Here is an 18,494-nt window from a genome sequence, read left to right on the forward strand (position 1 = left end):
CATGACCAACGGCAACCGACATCAGACGGCTATCACAGTTACGGTCCTCACAGTCGTCATCGCCTTCCTGTACGCCGTCAGGAGCACGCTGCCGCCGTTTCTGATAGCCTTCGCGATCGCCTGGCTGCTCGATCCGGTGGTGGACCGCCTGCAGAAGCGCGGGCTGGCCCGGATATGGTCGGTTCTGGCCATCTATGCGATCTTCCTGGCCGCCTTCATCGTCGGCCTGCTGTTCCTCGTGCCCGCCGTGATAGATCAGGCGAAGCAGTTCGGGGCTGACTTCCCAAGGTACTCCGCTCGATTCCAGGATTACGTTTCGGGGGTAATGGTGCAGCATCACGACACGCTTGCGCGGCTCAAGCTGCCGACGACGCTTCGCGACGTCTTCGTGAGATACGGCGATCAGATGAGCGGCCAGTTCGGATCGGCGGTCAGCCTGGTGACGGCGTGGATCACGGCGAACCTGTCGAGGGCGCTGTGGTTCGTCCTCGTTCCGATCATCGCGTTCTACCTTCTGATGGACATTGACCGCATGAGGGCGAAGTCTGCCCTGCTCATTCCGTCGAATATGAGACCGCGCGCGGTCGAGCTGCTCTCGCGGGTCGGCGCCGTTTTCAGCGGCTACGTGCGCGGGCTGATCACCGTCTGCCTGATGTACGGGATCGCGACGACGATCGTGCTCGAAGTGCTACACATGAGATACGGCATCATCCTGGGGCTACTGGCCGGGATACTCTACGCCGTGCCATATCTGGGCGCGATAACCATCTCGCTTCTCGCATTCCTCGTCGGGCTTGCGACATACGACAACGCACTCCCCCAGGCTCTGCTGGCGGTGGGGGCGATGGTCGCGCTGAACCAGGTGTTCGACATGGCGGTGACGCCGAGAATCCTGGGAAAGTCGGTGGGACTGCACCCGGCATTGAGCCTTTTCGCGCTGCTGTCGGGGGCGAAGCTCTTCGGGCTGGTGGGGATGATACTGGCCGTGCCGGTGGCGGCGAGCATTCAGGAAGTGATCTTCGAGTTCTGCCCCGAACTCAAAGCCGAGCCGAAACCGCCTCGGAAGTCGAGACTGAGACGCAGGAAGAAGCCCGCGGCGGAGTAGGCGGCCCTACCTGTAGATCGTGCCGGAGAGGTTGATGTGATCCCACTCGCCCTCCTGAATCGGCTTGCCTTGGTAGAGGAATCGAACCCCGTCCACCCATTCACCCCGATAGCCCCTCTGCAAAAAGGTGTCCATCAGCTTCGTCTGCGTGATGCCCCCACCAGTCGAGCCCTGGAAGTACCCACCATACCAAGAGCGATAGTCGCTCCCTCGTTGTGACTCGCGGAGGTCAATGACCGCCACCTTCTTGCCCTTGACGGTCTCAATCCGGACGACGTTGATGGGCAAATCAGAGAACTCCAGTCGGGAGAGCCTGTCCGCGAGCAGACGCAGCTTCTCGATTACCGTAAAGTGCCTCGGCGAGGCGACGTAGTACTCGACGACGGGAGTGTCGGGTTCGTCGAGCGTGGCGCCGCAGACGGCGAGGAACTCCGGCGGGACGTTGCCGACGGGCGGATACCTGCGCAGACCAGCCAGTTTCTTCTCCAGCAACGCGATCCTGGCTTCGAGCGAAAGTGAGTCGTTCGAGCGCCTATTGTCGCCCGCGGTCAGCCGCTGTGCAGCGATATGCAGTTCGTTCCGCAGACGCGCGACCTTACTGTGCTGCCAAGAGTAGACGACTCCGCCGGCGATCAGGGCGGTCAGGACGGCGGTGATGACGATCGTTCGAACTCGCGCACTTCTCTCGCTCATAGTACACCTCGCGTGATACGGACCTGGAGCTTCAAAGGATGGTTACGCCGGCGCGCGGGGATTTGTTATGTGATACCCATTGTTGAGTACGAGTAGGAGTACGAGTACGAGTAGGAGCGCTTAGAGGCAGACTCGGGGGATGCGGCTGGAGGTGGTGGTTCTGCGCGCAGGGACGATGACCTCGTCGCCGACCTGTACGCCGGGGATGTCGGTGACGTCCACCGAGGTCATCTGCATCGAGACGCGGCCGATGACCGGGGCCTTCGCTCCCCTGACGGTCACACACTCGCCCCGGCGGCGAAGAAGCCTGCGGGCAAGCTGCTGGATCGGCGACGAGGCGCGCCGGGCGAGGCTCTCCGGGATCAGGGTGAAGCCGTCGCAGTAGCCGATCGGGATCACGGCAGCCTTCGTGACCCGTGCTGTCGTGTGTTCACTCCCATAACCGACCTTCGAGCCCGCGGGAAGCTCCCTCAGCGCGACGATGCGCGTCTTCAGCCGCCAAGTGTCTTCGAGTTCTATCTTTCGCTCGGTGTGGGCGGTCGGGAACTGCCCGTAAAGGATGGTGCCGGGGCGAACCATGCCGTAGTGTGAATCGGGCAGATTCAGGATCGCCGAGCTGTTCGCCGCGTGACGCAGGCCGGTCGGCAGTCCGAGTTCATCGAGTTGCGACAGGAGTCGTCCGAACCGCTCGTTCTGCCTGCGCGCGCTCGACAAATCCTTTGCGCCGGCGTTGGCGAAGTGAGTGTAGATGCCGGCGACCTCGACGCCGGGAGAGCCTGCCGCCTGCGAGATGAAACCCGCGCACTCGGAGGGCATCAGCCCGAGGCGGCCCATGCCGGTGTCCACCTTGACGTGGACACGCGCGGCCTTGCCGGCCCTCTTCGCAGCCTGAGAGATACCGCGAAGGGATTCGGGCGAGAACGAGGTAAGATCGAGGTCGGCATCGAGCGCCGCGGACATCTGATCGGGCAGGAGCGGACTGAACACCAGAGTCGGTGTGCCGATCCCAGCCTCACGAAGCTCCATCGCCTCTTCGAGCGTAGTGACAGCAAGGTAGTCGGCAGACGGTTCCAGCGCCTTGGAGACCTCGACCGCACCGTGGCCGTAGGCATCAGCCTTGACGACGGCCATGATCCTGACCGTCGGGCCGACGAGGCCCCGGATCTGCTCCAGGTTGCGGACGATGCTCTTCAGGCTTACTTCGACCCAGTGCGTGTTCACAGCTTGCAGCCTCTGTCGGACCGACACCCGCGACCGCCCTACCTCGGCCGGCGCTTTCCCCGCGAGGCGAGCATGCGCTGGTTCTCCAGCTTCCAGTCCGCGATACGCTGGGCCAGCTGGCTCTCGCGGCCCGCGAGGTACTTGGCAATCGTCATCGCGCCGACGATGTGCAGGTGCATCCTGTATTCGATGTAGCCCGACCTCGCTCCTGCCTGTCGGGTCTCGAACAGGAATGTCTTGGTGTTCGCGCAGGTGGGGAAATGCCGATGGGCGAGCTCGGTCCCGCGCAGGTTGTCAATGTGATAGCTGGTTACCTCGATGCCGTGAGTCTGAAGCATGCCCACCATGAGGCTCTGGATACGAACCGACTCCTCAACGACCTCGGCGCTCGCGCCCGACGACGGCCCGGCGCACTGGAGATAGTCACTGCCGCGATTCGTCGGGCTGAGCTCGTGCGCGTCAACGATCACCTCGGGCGCGACGAGGTCTATCGCGGCCCTGACGGCACGGGTCTCCGGCTGGGCGAGAGCGACCCAGTCGCGGTTGAGATCCACGCCCTCAGCGTTCCGGCGCTGCTTCCGTTCGGCCCCGTCCGGGTTGACCATCGGCACGATGAAGAACGACACCCTGTCAAGCAGGTCGGCGTCTTCATCGCTCGGACTGGTCACCAGGTCGGTGATGAGCTTGAGCATCGCCTCGGTGGTCGCGGGCTCGTCGCCGTGCTGACGGCACATGACGAACATCCGCCTGGTGTCCGCCAGAGCGACCCCCGGACTTGCCAGGACGACCATAGGTATCTCGCGGCCCTGAACCGAGCGGCCCACGGAAACCAGGGTCATGCGGCCCTGCCCCACGGACCCGTCGGCCAGCTCGAGCGACGCGAGCCGCGTCATCATCTCCTTGTGTGAAGTGAGCGCGGGCGCCGAGAGCGACGCACCCGCGATGAGAACGGCGAGCGCCAATGAGAGCGCGGCGCATGCCGGTAACGACTTGCTCTGCACTACTTGCTCCTTACTTGCCGTGTCCGAGAACCAGATCCCGAATCACAAATCCGTTCCGCCCGGGGCATGCCGTCCACCACCCCGCCGGTTGAGCGACTTCATCAGCACCGAGACGCGCGGCTTGGCGGTCACCCAGAGCCAATACCAGGGCGTCGAGTACGGCAGATCGAACTCCCCGACGTACTCGACGAACTGCGCGCCGAAACCCGCCTTGAAACGGTTCAGGCCCTGCAGGTGATCGTCCTCGGCGTCGGAATCCTGCTTCTGGGAGACCCCTCGGAAGTCGTAGACGGCGCAGCCGGATTGCTTCGCCCACTCGATCATGCGCCACTGCATGAGATGGTTCGGCATGACGTTGCGATGCTCGTTGCTCGAAGCGCCGTAGGTGTACCAGCACTTGTCACCGAAGACGAACGACAGCGCCCCGGCGATGACCCGGCCCTCGTACTCCGTGAGGAATAGCTTCGCGTATCCCGGCTCGACGAGGTGCGTCCACATCTGATCGTAGTACTCGAAGCCGCGGACGAGGAAGCGGTCGCGCACGGCTGTCTCCCGAAGCACTTTGTAGAAAGCCTTCAGGTCGTCTCGCGTGCACGAGGAGCGCACGGTGACATCCTTCTTCTCTGCGAGGCGGATGTTGTAGCGCCACTTCGGCTTGAACCCGGCGAGAATCTCATCGAGCGTTGGCCGGAGATCGAGCTGCATCACGCACCTGGGCTGGACGCCGCCGAACCCGTCCTCGTCGGCGATCCTCTTGAAGCCCAACTGCTCGAACGGAGGCGCTTCGTCTTCGATCCGTATCGGCGGGTCAATCTTGAGGAGAATCGCCCCCTCTCGGGATGCGCGCTCTCGGACACCATCCAGGAGTGCTGAGAGCACGTCGGTCGAGCCGGAGAAGTCGCACACGGGGCCGCGCGGGGCATAGAAGATACACTTGTTCACCAGGCGGTGAAGCCGGCGCTCGAGGACGGAGACCGCGCCGACGATCCGCCCGTCGTCCTCGGCCGCGAGGCGGATGGGCCGCCAGCCGCCGGATGCCTTGAGATCGCCCCATTCGAAGGACTGGAGGAGGTCGCCGGTCTTCTGCGCGGCGACGAAGTCGTTCCAGCGCGTCCTTTCGCTCTCGGGGATCTCTCGCACCTGCATGAAACCTGCCTCTGGGGGTGAAACCATCCGAGGGGATTCTAACACAGACGGCAATCCGTGTCAAAAGCAGAACGGGCGATGGAGAGGGTATCCATCGCCCGAGAGGTCGTCCATTGCGGCGGCCGGGGAGCCTACTGCTCCTCGCCTTCGATCGCGCCGACCTTGAGGTCGAGGTCGGCGCGCTCTTCGATGCGCTCGATCTTGCCGTCACGGATCCACACGACCCGATCCGATATGTCGAGCATCTTGAGGTCGTGGGTGGCGGAGATGATCGTGACGCCCCTCTTCTTGTTCAGTTCCTTGAGAAGGAGGATGATCTCCTTGCCGGTCTTGAGGTCGAGGTTGCCGGTCGGCTCGTCGGCTAGGATGATCGCGGGGTCGTTGGCGAATGAGCGGGCGATCGCGACGCGCTGCTGCTGGCCGCCGGAGAGCTCGGTCGGCTTGTGGAAGAGCCGGTCGCCGAGGCCGACCATGTTGAGCAGGCCGATGCCCTTTTCGTTGGCCTCATCGGTCGGAGTGCCGGCGAAGATCATCGGCAGGGTGCAGTTCTCCAGCGCGGTCATAACCGGGATGAGGTTGAAGGACTGGAATATGTAGCCGATGGTGCGGCATCGGAGGTACGCGAGTTCGTGCGCGTCGAGCTGGGCCATGTCTACGTCGTTGATGAACACCGAGCCTTCGGTCGGCTTATCGAGACCGCCGATCATGTTGAACAACGTGGACTTCCCCGAACCGGACGGGCCCATAATGGAGATGTACTCTCCGCGGCGGATGTCCAGATGCACGCCGTCGAGCGCGCGCAGGGACTGGTCGCCCATGAAGAACTCCTTGGCGACATCCTTGGTCCTGACTACGTATTCGTTTGCGGACATGTGCTTCACCTTTTGTTAGGCCCGTGGGACTCATGGGACGCATGAGACCGATGAGACGCCGCAGACCGGGCTAGATTTCTACTCGCAAGGCCATGGCGGGAGGCATCTTGGCCGCGCGGATGGCGGGCGCGATCGTCGCGACGAGCGTCAGGCCGACGCCCACCGCCATCGCTATCCCGAGCGTGCCCAGAATCGGCAGGAAGCCGATCTTGCCGAACACCGCCGCGCCGTGGCTACCGAGGGCCAGCAGCAATATGATGCCCGAGCCGACGAACCATCCGATGAACGACGCGATGACCCCGAGCAGGCCCGATTCAAGGATGAACAGCTCGACAACGAACGAGTCGAGCGCGCCGAGGCACTTCATGGTGCCGATCTCCTTGTAGCGCTCCGTGACGGACATCAGCATCGAGTTCGTGATGCCGACGGTGCAGACGAGGAGCGACATGATGACCAGCCACGTCTGGCGGTTCTGCGCGGCCTGGAGCGCCCTCGCATCCATGTTGGCGTCAGGCATGTGCGCCTGGATCAACGCCGTAGTGAGTACCGAGGCGAGGAACGCGATCCCGAGCATGATGCCGCCGGCGGTGATCATCGAGCGCCAGAACCGAATCCTGATGCTCCGCAGGCTAATCTCGAACGCCTTCCGGAGCGGCAGTTGAACCTGCCGTCCTACTTGTGCACTGTCAGTGGTCTTGTTCATTGCTTCTTTCGTGTCTTTGGACGCTTGTCCGCCGGTTCCCCCCGCTTGCCCTCTTCGAGACTTCGCCGCGAAACGCGCAGCCCCACGAGATTGCGGTCGCCCAGGGTCTTCAGATATGCACCGATGGAGGTTTCGCACTCCCTCCGCGTAATCTTGTACTTCTTCGAGACGGCGGTGACTATCGCTTCGACGCTGTTCACTCCGTCGCACAGATCCCAGACATCCGAGCCGACCTCGTCGAGCACGATCTCCTTCTCGGGCGGCGCCCGGAGCACAAACATCAGCGCGCGGGAGAGGCGATCCTTCCGGCGCGGCAGATACAGGTTGATCTCCCCGTCATCGTTCCGCTCGAAGCGCACCTGAGGATGCCTGACCGGGCACGCCTTCAGCGCCTTCTCACGGTCGAGGACCGGCTTCCTGCGCACGAACGGAAGGTACTGCGAGACTATGCTGTAGAAGGCGCCCATGTCAATGGCACTCGACCCGATCTATGACGTCGTCCATGATGCGCTCCCGACGGGTGTGCATACTCTGGACTGAGTATATCTTGTTCGATTCCTCGCAGACCCATGCGTAAGCATCGAGCCTGAGCGCCGGCACGCGGAACTTGCTGAGATCCCCGATCGTCCGGTAGACCCCCAGAATCCCCGACCGCCGCCCGAGCGCCTGGATCGCGGTCTCCGGCTCCTCGGGCAATTCCTCGATGCGGTACGAGAATCCCGTCAGGTCGTTCCTCATGCGCCGGCCGAACCATTCGGCGAGAGTCGTGTTCTTCAGCGCGACGTTCGCGAGTCCCCAGCGCTCGACTATTAGTTGATTCGCGCCCCTGCGAAACTGGAGCTGAAGATACCCGGCCATCAGCTTGTGCTTGTCGAGACGATAACCGCCGGGCACGTCGGTACGCAGATCGTACATCGCCCATCTGCGCCAACCGCCCTCGATGTGGTCCGTCACCGAAGGCAGCACGAATGAAGCGACTGCCGATACGGGATCGCCGGGGACCCCGCTCACCTGGACGATCACGGCGCGGTTGCACTCGGCACATCGAAAGAGCCGCCCCTCGGCCTTTCGGTCGGCGCGCCAGGTGAAGAACAGGTCGCCACTCTTCTCGCGCGTCTTGCTCTGAAAGTCCAGTTTCCGCTTGCGCGACTTGCGATCGAGATCGCGCAGGAAGGAGTCGAGCTTCGCCGCGAGATCTACCTTTTCCGAAGCCTCAGACCAACGCACCTCGATGGCGGTCGTGCCTGGACTGGACACCCGGTAGTAGCCGGACTTCTCGTCGCCACTGACGGAAGAGAGACTCCACTCGGCCGGCGACTCGATTGCTATACCGTGCCAGGCTACGATCGTTCGGCGGTCAGTATCGTTCATATATGTTATAGGCTCCGAGCGCCCGATGTCAAAGAGCTAGTAAGGCAGGTACGACACCGACTTAGAGATCAGGGCGAGGGCGATGGCGCTCATGCCCATCAGTCCCATGCCGCAGGAGAACCCCGCCAGGAGCACGGGGGTGTATTTTCGCCAGTTCTCGAGCCCGAAGCGTCTCGCGAAGTAGTAGCGTCCGAGGAGCGCGCCGCCGAATCTCGGGATTATCGCGTGCGGCAGCATACCCACTCCGCTTGCCAGACCGTAGAAATACAGCACGGGCAGTTTCAGGGCGGCCGTCGCACCGTATAGAGCAAAAGTCGCTATGCCGCCGTAGACGGCCACATCGGGCTTGAGCGCCTTCATGAACCAGTTGGCCCCGCCGGGCTTGTTGGCCGTCAGCCAGATGCTCTGCATCGTAGCGTGAAGCGGCCAGAACTTCTGAGCGAACGGGAACTGCGGCGACGGGACGGGGCTGGTGTGCCAGAAGAACGCCCAGAACATGAAGCTCGAGATCAGCATGATCGGGAGCATAAACAACTCTGCTTTCAGGATACTGGTAAACTTCGTGCCGGTGAGTTCGACCTCGCGGAATCTCTGCGCGGCCCAGCCCATATCGTACATCGGGATCGGCGCGAACCAGATATCCGCCTTCTGGTAGCCGCTCTTGATGATGACGGCCTCCTTCACAAACGGGAAGCCGACACCGTGGCCGGTGAGACCGATCAGCCTGGCGGAGACATAGGACATCAGCGGCGAGTAGAAGAGACCGAAACCGACGAGGAACAGCAGAGGGAACGCCGGGACGAGCCTGTGCGCGATCGTGATGTACCCGAGAGATGCGAAGAGCCACGCGCCGACCGCGAGAGCGATCGGGAAGTCGCCGCGGCCTTCCGGGATCGAGTAATCGGCAGTGCGCTTCTCCTTCATCGCCCTGCTGGCCTTTCGGGCAGAGGCGATGACGCTGAATATGCCGATCACCGCAACTGCGACGCCGACACCGATCCCGACGCTCATCCAGAAGTCAATGCTGGTGGATATCTGCGTGTCTATGGTGCCCATGCCGTGGCGCCATGTCGGAAGCATCCCGTGGCGGTACAGAATCGGGTTCGTGAAGATCTGGCAGGCAATAGAGGTGACAATCTGGCCCGCCATTATCTCGAACGGAAGCACGAAACCGATCAATACGTTGCCCAGGTCGCCGCTGAGGCCGGTAAGCGCGCCCGGGAGTATGTTCTCTGTGTTGCGGGTGAAATCTATGAACGGAATAGGTATCAGCATCAGAGGCTTGCTGAGCAGTACGCCGGTGAATATCGGCACCGCGAGATAGAAGAACCCGAAGACGAGGCCAACCATGGTGCCGATGGAGAAGACCTGCCAGCGCCAGGACTCCTCTTTCGAGCCTGCCTCGGCGAGAGCGGTCGCCCCGGACGCCGCGACGGGAGCCATGGGGAACGGGAGCCGCTCGGTGTCGGATGTCACACGGAAGAGTATGTACCCGAGGCCGAGCCAGTTCAGTCGGCCGAGGATCTCGCCGACGACGAGCAACATGATGGGAACGGCCCACGCCGGGTCGAAGAAGGTCCGCTCGATGAGAGCGCGCGATCCGGGCGCGGGAACGACCCATCTCGGGATCTCGTGTGCGATCTGCTGGGCCTGAGGCGACTGGACGAAGTACTGCTGCCATATGAGCCCACCGAACGACCCGCCTGAGATGCCCCTGTCGCCCAGGCTCATGTGAGCCAGCGCGCCGGCGACGTAGAAGAGGATGTATATCTCCTGGCGCTTCAGCGGCACGAACGAGCGGCGAGCGACTTCGGCGAAAAGCACGATCGTCACCCACTGAGCCGCCGGGCCGAGGTCCTGCCCCGCGACGAGTCCGAGGTACAGCGCTCCGGGCAGCATGAACAGCACCACGAAGATCGCGCCGATGACCGTCTTAATGGTGAACCCGTCCTCGAACTTCGTCGGTTCACCCGTGTCAGTCGACTCCTCTATGCGTTCCCTGACGTCTTCCATGCCGCTAGCTTCAGGTGCCAAGGTTGCGTCTTCCCCCTATCCCGCCGGGCCGGGCTCGACGGCCGGACGACCGGCGCCGACCGCCGCCGTGTCGGCCTGTGAGCCCGACAAGTACTTGTCGCGCTCTTCGGCTCGCAGAGTCCGCCAGATCAGGAACTGCTTCCTGAGCGTGTTGAGGAACCTGCGGTTGACCCGTTTCCAGTTCGATATGTCACCACTCTCGCGGTTGATTGTCAGATGAACCTCGTAGACGTCCTCCATCGAGGTGGGGACCGTCTCCAGAGTGACGTACTGGCTCACGCCGAGATCGAACGGAGCCAGCCACGCTCGGCAGTGGACGCAGTGGGCCGCGCCGTGCTCGCACTCGCGCAGTGAGGTCTTCACATCCTGCGTGACGAAATCGCCTACGGAGTACTCCTCATAGGCCGCGAACCACTCCGAGATGAAGCTCGTGACCCCCTTCGCCTGCTCGCCGGTGACCGCGAACGGAAGCATTATCTGCCAGACGTCGCCGACCGGGTCCGGAACCTTCCAACTCCGCTCGATGGCCGGCGTGGCGACCTCGGAAGCCTTCCTTGCGGGGTAGATCGTCGAGAGCAACACGACTGCAACCACGATCAGGGTCGAGAGAACCGCCGACAGCGAGCTGAAGTTGAGATAGAGGCCCTCCAAGAGGTTGAAGGTGTATATCAGCTTAGAAGCGATCTGGCCGATCAGGTAGCCGGCTACGGCGCCGAGGATCGCGTAGACCATCGCTTCGGCGATAAACAGCATGGCGATGTGGTTCGGCGCGAGACCAAGCGAACTGAAGATGTGGATCTCCTTCACGCGCTCGTAGACCGATCCGAGCATCGTGTTGAGGACGATCAGCGCGGCAATCAGAATCGGCACGAATACCGTGCCGAACCCCTTGCCCGACTTCGTGGCGATCGAACTGTAACGGTAGGTCCTGTCGCCGAGCCCCGCGTAGAGGTTCAGGCCGAGCCTCGGCATCAGTTTGTCGAGAACGGTCTTGACCTCGTCAGGCGTCACGAAGTCTATGCCGATCGAGCGGATCTCACCACCGAGGTTGATCAGAGTCTGATACGGAACGAAGAACGTGGTATCCGGCTCGAGGTGCGTGTACTCGCGGAAGCCGGCCTCGCCCATTGACTTGCCCTGAGACGTGAGCTTGTTCATCAGGATGAAGTCCACCGGGGTCAGCGTCTCGTTATCCAGGTCGGTAATCGCCTTGACCTTCGCGTTGTCGAGAATCCCGATGACCGTGTACTCGACCCCGCTGAACGTGAGCTTGGCCTTGCCGACATCCTCGTCGGTTATCTCCAGCGCCTTTGCGATGGCGCCGGGAACGACCATCGAGTAGGTGTCCTGGCTGTTGAACCACCGACCGGCGACCAGCGCTTTGGTAATACCCGTGACCTTGTCCTCTTCCGGAGAAGCGCCGACCGCGCCCTTCGCGTCGTAGGTCTTGTCGTTTCGCTTCAGGGTGAGGAAGGTCTGCTCTCCCAGGAACGCCCCGAAGAACCATGCTCTCGGAGCGACCGCCCGGGTCTCGCCGAACTCGTCCTTCAACAGACGGACGGCCGGTTCCTGGAGCGGCTCCCACATTGCGGTGCGGAGCATCAACCCGTTGTATGCCGGCTTGCCGGGAGCGGGGACCTTGTTGAAGCGCATCGTCTGGACGATGGAGGTGAACGAGAGCACGGTGAACGTCAGGAGGACCAGGGTGATGCAGGTCAGCACGGTCCTCGCCTTGCGGCGCCTCATGTTCGAAATGCCTAGGGAGAACGCCGCGGCGGCGATGCTCATACGGCCTATGTCAACCTTGTGCACGCCGCTCATGCTGCGGTTGAGCGCCTTCAACTGCTCCTCGAACTTGTTAGCTACCAGCACCGTGACCATCACGCTGAGGGCCAGCATGATGAAGGCGATGAACACGATCGCCGGGTTCATCGTGATGTCGAACGCGGGGTGGAAGTACCGGAACAGCATGAAGATGATCAGGAAGATGCCGAACACGCCGATGATCTGCCGCTTGAGGTCCGGGAACGCGAAGAACAGCCTCTCGCAGAAGTAGGCGAACGGAAGGAGCAGCGCGAGGTAGAACAGCACCCCGTTGACCACGTCCTTCGCGGTCTTCTGGACATCGGGGTACGCCCTAGCCTCATAGCCCCACGCGGCCCTGGAGTGAGCGTCGAACGTCGAGTACTGGTTCGCGGCGAGGGCCGACTCCGCGAGCTTGATCTCCCCGCCCGCGAGGCCGTGAAGCTCGTTGATTCCCTCGTTGATGATGCGGTACTTCTCAAGACGCCGGATGCGGAACTCGTCGAGGTTCCACATGTCCTGCGCGACCTTCAAGGATGTGTTGATGATCGCCTTTCCGTTGCCGACGAGGTAGCCGTTGCCCTCCGGCTCCTCCTTGGTGGAGTTGACGAGGACGAGCCTGACCGCCGCAGGGCCGGCCGCCATGACGATCTTGAGGCGCGTCTCCGGCATGGTGAAGATGACGGCCACGTCCTCCACGTGTGACACCTGCCACTCCGGCACGGCCAGAGAGTAGCCGTACATCCGCGGGCGGCCGTTCGTGGCGCCGTCGTAGATGTCTATCATCGGCAAGGTGCGAAGGGCCTGCGGGTCAATGAGGTCGAAGACCGAGGTCGCCTTGCACTTGAAGAGGACGATCGGTATATCCTTGATGCCCGAGGCGACCGTCACGGCAGTCGGGTAATAGTCGGCACCGAACACTCCCATATCCGGGGAGAACGTGATCTCACCGTCGCTCGGATCGAGCTTGTAGGCGGCGACGTTCGTCATGCGCGCCGGGCCCTGATAGGCGGTAAGCGGCGCCGCGCCGGGGAAAGAGAACTTCGCCTTGTCGTCCACCATGCCGATCATATTGCCGCGGACGCCCATCAGCGTCTTGTTCAGGCCGACGTGCCGGATGACGACGAGCGAGCCGGTGACGGGGGAGTTCGGGATGAAGCCTTCCTTCAGGTTCAGGATGAGCGTCTGACCCTCGAGCCGCGCGAAACCTCCCTGAAGCGTCATTCGCGAGAAGATCGAGGGCTCGGTGATCGGGAACTTCGGCGCGTCCACGACCTCGGGCGCGTTCGTGTCGTTCAGAATGTGGCTGAAGAGGCACGCGAGCAGCCGGGTCTGCTGGGCGAGGTTGGCGAAGTTCACCTTGTCCGCGGTGTCGAACGGGGTATCCACGAGCGCGCGTGAGTCGTCGGTACTGACAAACGATATGCCTCGCGCGCCCGCGAGAGTCCACGCCTCCGCATCGAGGCCGATCTTGCCGGGGATGAAGTTGCGCCAGTTCTTGCCGGCGATCGGGTTCACGCCGTCCGCGAACGCCTTCGCCGGGTCGAAGCCGAGCACGGCGCCGATCGCCTCGGAATTCTCGCGGCAGACGCGCGCTATGTCCGAAAACTTGTTCTGGATGTCCTCGCGGAAGTCGTAGAAGTAGCCCTTGTAGAATATGCCGACGCCCTTGGTCTGACTGGTGAGATCGAGGCCCGCCATGAGGTAGATGTGCGGCGGCTTGCGGACGGTCCGACGCTTCATGCCGGGGATCCATCGGCTGAACCACGCGCCGAGCCTCGCGCCCGCGCCGGGCTTCTGGAGTTCGGGCAGGTGAAGCTCCAGGTACTCGCGCATGCCCTGCAGGCTCTGGAAGTGCCCGCTCGTGGCAATGAACCAGACTGTGCGGGCGGGCGGATGCTTTTTGTAGATGCGGGCAAGCTCCAGCATCGAGGCGATGCCGCACGCGCTCTCCGCGCCGGGGGCGAGGCTCGGGACGACGGAGGTCGAGTCGTAGTGGGCCTGGATAACGATTATCTGATCGCGCAGTTTCGGGTCGCTGCCGGGGATGACCCCGGTGATGTTGCTGGTCGGAAGCCGCTTCCACTTCGAGTCGCAGGTGAGCTTGACCCTGGGCATGCCCTTCGCGCAGAGCGCCTGGAGGGACGCCGCATCGGCCTTCGAGATCCAGAAGCGCGGGATCGAGATCGGGATCGAGATGAACTTCGCCTCCGCCTCGCCGCGCATCGTCGTGTCCGGCTCGATGAAGACGACTGCCGTCGCGCCGAGCCTGGGGGCGTTGAGCCACTCCGAGCCGGAGTTGAACTCCATCAGGACGACGCTGCCCTCGACCGGGTAGCCGTCGAACTCAGAGAGCTTGCCGGAGCCGGCGTACATCATCGGGCCGCCGATGCCCTCGCGGGGAAGCTGGGTGGTGCGGACGAGGTTCGGCCACATCGAGTGGAGGCGGTATGACTTGCCGCTGACGGTAAGCGATGCGCCCTCGTCCACGGGCACGGTAGCGTAGAAGGGCTCGCGCTTGACGTCCGTGAGGCCGATCTGCTTGAACTGCTGCTCGATGTAGTCGCCGGCGGACTCGCATCCGGGGTAGCCGGCGATCCGCGAGCCTTTGGCCGCGAAGAGCTCGACGGTGCGGGCGAGATTGGACGCCTGCACCTCGGCGGCGAGGGTCTCGTAGACCTTCGCAAGCTTCGGGTTAACCTTGGGCTTGGGAGCCGCGCACGCGGTCGCAGTCAGCAGACATGCCAGGAAGACGAGTGTGGTAACCCTACGGTTGGTCATTGCGATCAACTCTCTAGCTACTGGAATGCGTCAGGGCCGGAGCACGGCACAGATTATAGCATAGGGAAAATCGAAAAGCAACAAGCGGCATCCTGGGGGACTGAGATGATATGGGAAGACAACCGATCCCAGCAGGAATACCTAAGGAAACCCAGTAGGAATACCGAAAATCGAAGTGCGGAACAGTGTATGACGCGCATCTACGACCCGGGAGGGCGGATTGCAGTACGGAAGGTCGTGGGCCGAAGCACCGCCGACGGCCCTGTATCGAGCAACAGGAGGGGGAGGAGCTTGAAAAAGAGCAGATTTCTTCGCATCGTCGTGTCCGCGGCGTTCGCGCTGCAGATGGTGATCGGTTTCAGCATGCCCGTTTACGCGGGCACCACCGGCATCATCGCGGGCACGATCACGGACGGCGCGACCGGCGAGAAACTCGCCGGCGTCAACGTTATCGTGGAGGGCACGAGACTGACGACAGTGACCAACTCGCAGGGTTACTTCGTCATCACGAACGTGCCGCCGGGCGACTACACCGTGTCAGCGAGCCTGGTCGGTTACTCCGACAGCATATCGGAGCAGGTTTCCGTGCTGATGGACGTGACCGCGACGACGGACTTCGCGATGGAGACGGCGGTCGCGGAGGAGGAGACGGTTATCGTCTCGGAGAGCAGGCCGATGGTCCGCCCGGACGTGGTGCCGACGATGTACGTCGTCAGCTCCCAGCAGGAGAAGGAGATCCTGGGCCAGCCCTCTAGCCGCTACCAGGCGCCTTCGATCGTCCTCACCCAGCCGGGCGTAGTGGCCGATGCCGACGGGTACCCGCACATCCGCGGCGGGCGCGTCAACCAGATCGGCTACATGCTGGACGGCATACCGATCACGGAGCCGGTCACCAACGGGTTCGGAACGAACCTAATGACCCTGGGGATGGACAAGATGGAGGTCTACACCGGCGGATACAGGCCGGAGTACGGCAACGCGATCAGCGGAGTCTTCAACCAGGTAGTGAAGACCGGCCGCACGGCCCCGGGGGTCGCGCTCGAGATGACCGGGGGCAGCAACTCATACTCCTGCGTGTTCCCTGAGATCGGCGGAGGCACGACCGGCGGACTCGAGTATTACGTCGGCGCATATATGCAGAAGAGCGACCTGGAGAGCATGTCCTACATCAACCAGGACAACATGGACCTGATCGGAAAGTTCGCCCACCCGATCGGCGGCAGGGGAGCCCTGACGTTCCTGACCGCGAGCGGCCAGGGCAAGTACGAGATGGACACCGCCCACACATGGACTTACGGGACCGGCGGGCTGGTGGAGATCCCGGAAGAGCAGGACTTCGTGAACCAGAGCTACGTGCTGCACGCCCTGACCTACAACCACACCATCAACTCGTCCTCGTTCTTCACACTGCGGCCGTACTACTTCCGCAACGCCTGGAAGCTGGACGCAATCTCGGACGACGTCGGGACGTGGTGGGACGCCGAGTCCGCAACTACGGGCCTGCTGTTCGACTACACGAACCAACTGGACGACAGACACCTGCTCAAGGTGGGCGGACAGTGGATGAAGAGCGAGAACAGCTACTGGGTGATCGTGCCGCCGTACGGCGACTACGAGTACACGGCCAACACTGACACTCTGCAGACAGCATGGTTCATCCAGGACCAGATGAAGCTGAGTTCCATGATGGGGCTCGAGGCCGGCCTGCGCTATGACCGGATGAAGTACGACAAGGTCATCAACGACGACACATCGGAGTCTCAGGTCAGCCCGAGGCTCGGCCTGACCTACGCGATGAACGGCAGGACCAACCTGCGGGCATCGTGGGGCAAGATGATCCAGTTCGTGTACACACAGGCCGTCGAGCGCAACTACGTCAACCCGGACTGGATTGACTGGATGGGTCTCGACAACGCCGACCTCCAGCCGGAGCGGGCGACTCAGTGGGACATCGGCTGGGAGAGCCAGGTGGCCGACAACCTGGCCGTCAGCGTGACCCCGTTCTACCGGGAGTTCGACAATATGCTGCAGGTGATCTCGCTCGATCCGACGGACCCGGAAGGGTATCCGAGGGCATTCGAGAACCTGGGCAAGGGAGTCAGCAAGGGGATCGAGTTCCAGGCCCGTAAGCGCATGAGCGACAACTGGTCGGGATGGCTCTCCTACACGTACCAGAGCGCCAAAGCCCAGGCGAACAACGACCGGGAGACGATCACCTCGGACGACATGAACTATGTGGACTGGGACCAGCGGCACACGCTCGTCGGAGTGGCGAACTTCAAGGGCGGCGACTGGATGTACAGCCTGATGGGCGAGTACGGCAGCGGCCTGCGGTACAACCTCGCCACCGATACAGCGCCGAACTGCCGACGCGTCGGCTCGCATCTCACCTTCAACCTGAACGTCGGGCGGAAGGTGTCGGGAGGCTGGCTGCCTCAGGGCACGATGAACTTCAGCATCGCGAACATATTCAACAGCCGCGCGGCCCTGGACCGGGACTACGACGGCGCTCCCAGCGTCAAGATACCCCCGAGATTCGTGGCCGCATCGTTCACCAGGCAGTTCTAGCGCCAGCGATCACCTCCTCCGCCCGAAGCCCCGGGGACTCTTCCCCGGGGCTTCTTTGTTATCCGAGCCCGAGTCATCGGAGAGCGGAGACGCGGCGGGCGGGCGGTGGTTGGACCGGATCGAGTGCGAGTACGAGTACGAGCAGGAGTACGAGTAGGAGTGGGAGTACGAGTAGGAGTGGGAGTACGAGGAGTACGAGTAGGAGTACGAGTAGTAGTCCTAGGGGACGATGAGGGGAAGGGCCTGCGGGAGGATTAAGACCTCGGCCGGGGTCACGCCGCACGCGTCGCCGTCGAGCTGCACCATGACGTCGGGATGCGACCGCACAGTCACCGTAGGAGTCTTGAAGTACTTTACCGCCGGGTTGTGAACGTGCGTTCTGATCAGGACATCCACTATCTGATGTGCGAAACCGATCTGCTTGGAGGAGGACTGCTCCTCAAAGACGATCACATCAAACAGCCCATCCTCCGTCGAGGCGTACGGGGCAAGGCGGAGCTTGTAGGCGTAGGTCGGCGAGTTGGCGACGACGACGAGGTAGGCGCGGCAGGAGTACGTCTCGTTCGGCATTTCGAGCGTCAGATCCGTGGCTTCGTACCTGGAGAGCATCTCGAGACCCTTGAGTACGTACGCCGACGCGCCGATCACGTCCTTGAGCGGTCTGAGCACCCCGGCGACCACCTCCGCATCGAACCCGAAACCGGCCATCAGGGTGAAATAGCGGTCGTTCGAGCGCCCGATGTCAATGCGGCGCACCTTGCCAGACGCCAGTGTCTCTACGGCCGGCCGAACCTTCATGGGAATGCCGAACTGCCGCGCGAGGACATTGACAGTACCGATGGGGATGATGCCGAGGGAGACGTCTGCGCCGACCATGCCGGCCACGACTTCATTGACCGTGCCGTCGCCGCCCGCCGCGACGACAAGGGCGTGTCCGGATGAGACCGCCTCCCGCGCGAGTTGCGTGCCGTGGCCCGGCCTCTCCGTCAGCGCGATCTCGCACTTCAGACCGCACTCCCGGCAGGCGCTCTCGACTTGCGCGCGGGGATCGGCCAGAAGTTTCTGGCCGGCGGCGGGATTCATGATGAGGAATGCGTTCCCTGAATCGGCGATCGGAATCGCCTCCTTCACAACGCACCGGACTCGATGCCCTGACGACGGAAGTCGTCAGGGCACGCGCATCCGTTGGGCCGCGA

At 62.8% G+C, this 18,494-nt stretch carries 13 protein-coding genes; 2 read left to right on the forward strand and 11 right to left on the reverse strand.

Annotated features, from left to right (window positions below; genetic code table 11):
- The first annotated feature begins 1 nt into the window (after position 1).
- Positions 2 to 1,105 carry an AI-2E family transporter gene (locus tag KBC96_03350; protein ID MBP6963422.1) on the forward strand — a complete coding sequence of 368 codons (1,104 nt, stop codon included), beginning with the start codon at positions 2 to 4 and terminating at the stop codon, positions 1,103 to 1,105.
- A gap of 6 nt (positions 1,106 to 1,111) precedes the next feature.
- Here KBC96_03350 and KBC96_03355 read toward each other — a convergent pair whose 3' ends face one another.
- The 10 genes from KBC96_03355 to KBC96_03400 all read right to left on the reverse strand — a co-directional run bounded on the left by KBC96_03355 (position 1,112) and on the right by KBC96_03400 (position 14,730).
- Positions 1,112 to 1,798 (reverse strand): hypothetical protein, encoded by a 687-nt coding sequence (locus KBC96_03355; GenBank protein ID MBP6963423.1) that lies wholly within the window; start codon positions 1,796 to 1,798, stop codon positions 1,112 to 1,114.
- Positions 1,799 to 1,918: 120 nt separating this feature from the next.
- The gene (alr, locus tag KBC96_03360) at positions 1,919 to 3,019 is read right to left on the reverse strand and encodes an alanine racemase (protein MBP6963424.1); all 1,101 of its coding nucleotides are present in this window, start codon (positions 3,017 to 3,019) and stop codon (positions 1,919 to 1,921) included.
- 38 nt (positions 3,020 to 3,057) lie between these two features.
- Complete coding sequence (locus KBC96_03365) at positions 3,058 to 4,020, reverse strand: hypothetical protein (GenBank protein MBP6963425.1); 963 nt, start codon at positions 4,018 to 4,020, stop codon at positions 3,058 to 3,060.
- A gap of 42 nt (positions 4,021 to 4,062) precedes the next feature.
- Positions 4,063 to 5,166 (reverse strand): peptidoglycan bridge formation glycyltransferase FemA/FemB family protein, encoded by a 1,104-nt coding sequence (locus KBC96_03370; protein MBP6963426.1) that lies wholly within the window; start codon positions 5,164 to 5,166, stop codon positions 4,063 to 4,065.
- Between the two features lie 131 nt (positions 5,167 to 5,297).
- Complete coding sequence (locus KBC96_03375; GenBank protein MBP6963427.1) at positions 5,298 to 6,038, reverse strand: ABC transporter ATP-binding protein; 741 nt, start codon at positions 6,036 to 6,038, stop codon at positions 5,298 to 5,300.
- Between the two features lie 70 nt (positions 6,039 to 6,108).
- Entirely contained in the window at positions 6,109 to 6,741 is a 633-nt protein-coding gene (locus tag KBC96_03380; protein ID MBP6963428.1) for an FtsX-like permease family protein, read from the reverse strand.
- On the reverse strand, positions 6,738 to 7,208 hold the full coding sequence (locus tag KBC96_03385) for a PqqD family protein (GenBank protein MBP6963429.1): 471 nt from the start codon (positions 7,206 to 7,208) through the stop codon (positions 6,738 to 6,740). The genes KBC96_03380 and KBC96_03385 overlap by 4 nt, the downstream gene beginning before the upstream one ends.
- Position 7,209: 1 nt before the next feature.
- Entirely contained in the window at positions 7,210 to 8,112 is a 903-nt protein-coding gene (locus KBC96_03390) for a hypothetical protein (protein MBP6963430.1), read from the reverse strand.
- Between the two features lie 36 nt (positions 8,113 to 8,148).
- Positions 8,149 to 10,146, reverse strand: coding sequence for a peptide transporter (locus tag KBC96_03395; protein ID MBP6963431.1), 1,998 nt, complete (start codon positions 10,144 to 10,146; stop codon positions 8,149 to 8,151).
- Between the two features lie 15 nt (positions 10,147 to 10,161).
- Positions 10,162 to 14,730: a M28 family peptidase gene (locus KBC96_03400; protein MBP6963432.1), complete on the reverse strand. Its 4,569-nt coding sequence runs from the start codon at positions 14,728 to 14,730 to the stop codon at positions 10,162 to 10,164.
- A 291-nt stretch (positions 14,731 to 15,021) separates the two neighbouring features.
- Here KBC96_03400 and KBC96_03405 point away from each other — a divergent pair, with 291 nt between their 5' ends.
- Positions 15,022 to 17,298: a TonB-dependent receptor gene (locus KBC96_03405; protein MBP6963433.1), complete on the forward strand. Its 2,277-nt coding sequence runs from the start codon at positions 15,022 to 15,024 to the stop codon at positions 17,296 to 17,298.
- A 219-nt stretch (positions 17,299 to 17,517) separates the two neighbouring features.
- Here KBC96_03405 and KBC96_03410 read toward each other — a convergent pair whose 3' ends face one another.
- Positions 17,518 to 18,429 carry a diacylglycerol kinase family lipid kinase gene (locus KBC96_03410; protein MBP6963434.1) on the reverse strand — a complete coding sequence of 304 codons (912 nt, stop codon included), beginning with the start codon at positions 18,427 to 18,429 and terminating at the stop codon, positions 17,518 to 17,520.
- Between the last annotated feature and the right edge of the window lie 65 nt (positions 18,430 to 18,494).

The sequence above is a fragment of the Armatimonadota bacterium genome (assembly GCA_017993055.1).
Taxonomy (GTDB): domain Bacteria; phylum Armatimonadota; class UBA5829; order DTJY01; family DTJY01; genus JAGONM01.

Bases quoted from the DNA above. Each gene is read 5' to 3' on its own strand.
- KBC96_03350 (MBP6963422.1), top strand. From the start codon at position 2: ATGACCAACGGCAACCGACATCAGACGGCTATCACAGTTACGGTCCTC.
- KBC96_03355 (MBP6963423.1), bottom strand. From the start codon at position 1,798: ATGAGCGAGAGAAGTGCGCGAGTTCGAACGATCGTCATCACCGCCGTC.
- KBC96_03370 (MBP6963426.1), bottom strand. From the start codon at position 5,166: ATGCAGGTGCGAGAGATCCCCGAGAGCGAAAGGACGCGCTGGAACGAC.
- KBC96_03375 (MBP6963427.1), bottom strand. From the start codon at position 6,038: ATGTCCGCAAACGAATACGTAGTCAGGACCAAGGATGTCGCCAAGGAG.
- KBC96_03380 (MBP6963428.1), bottom strand. From the start codon at position 6,741: ATGAACAAGACCACTGACAGTGCACAAGTAGGACGGCAGGTTCAACTG.
- KBC96_03385 (MBP6963429.1), bottom strand. From the start codon at position 7,208: ATGGGCGCCTTCTACAGCATAGTCTCGCAGTACCTTCCGTTCGTGCGC.
- KBC96_03390 (MBP6963430.1), bottom strand. From the start codon at position 8,112: ATGAACGATACTGACCGCCGAACGATCGTAGCCTGGCACGGTATAGCA.
- KBC96_03400 (MBP6963432.1), bottom strand. From the start codon at position 14,730: ATGACCAACCGTAGGGTTACCACACTCGTCTTCCTGGCATGTCTGCTG.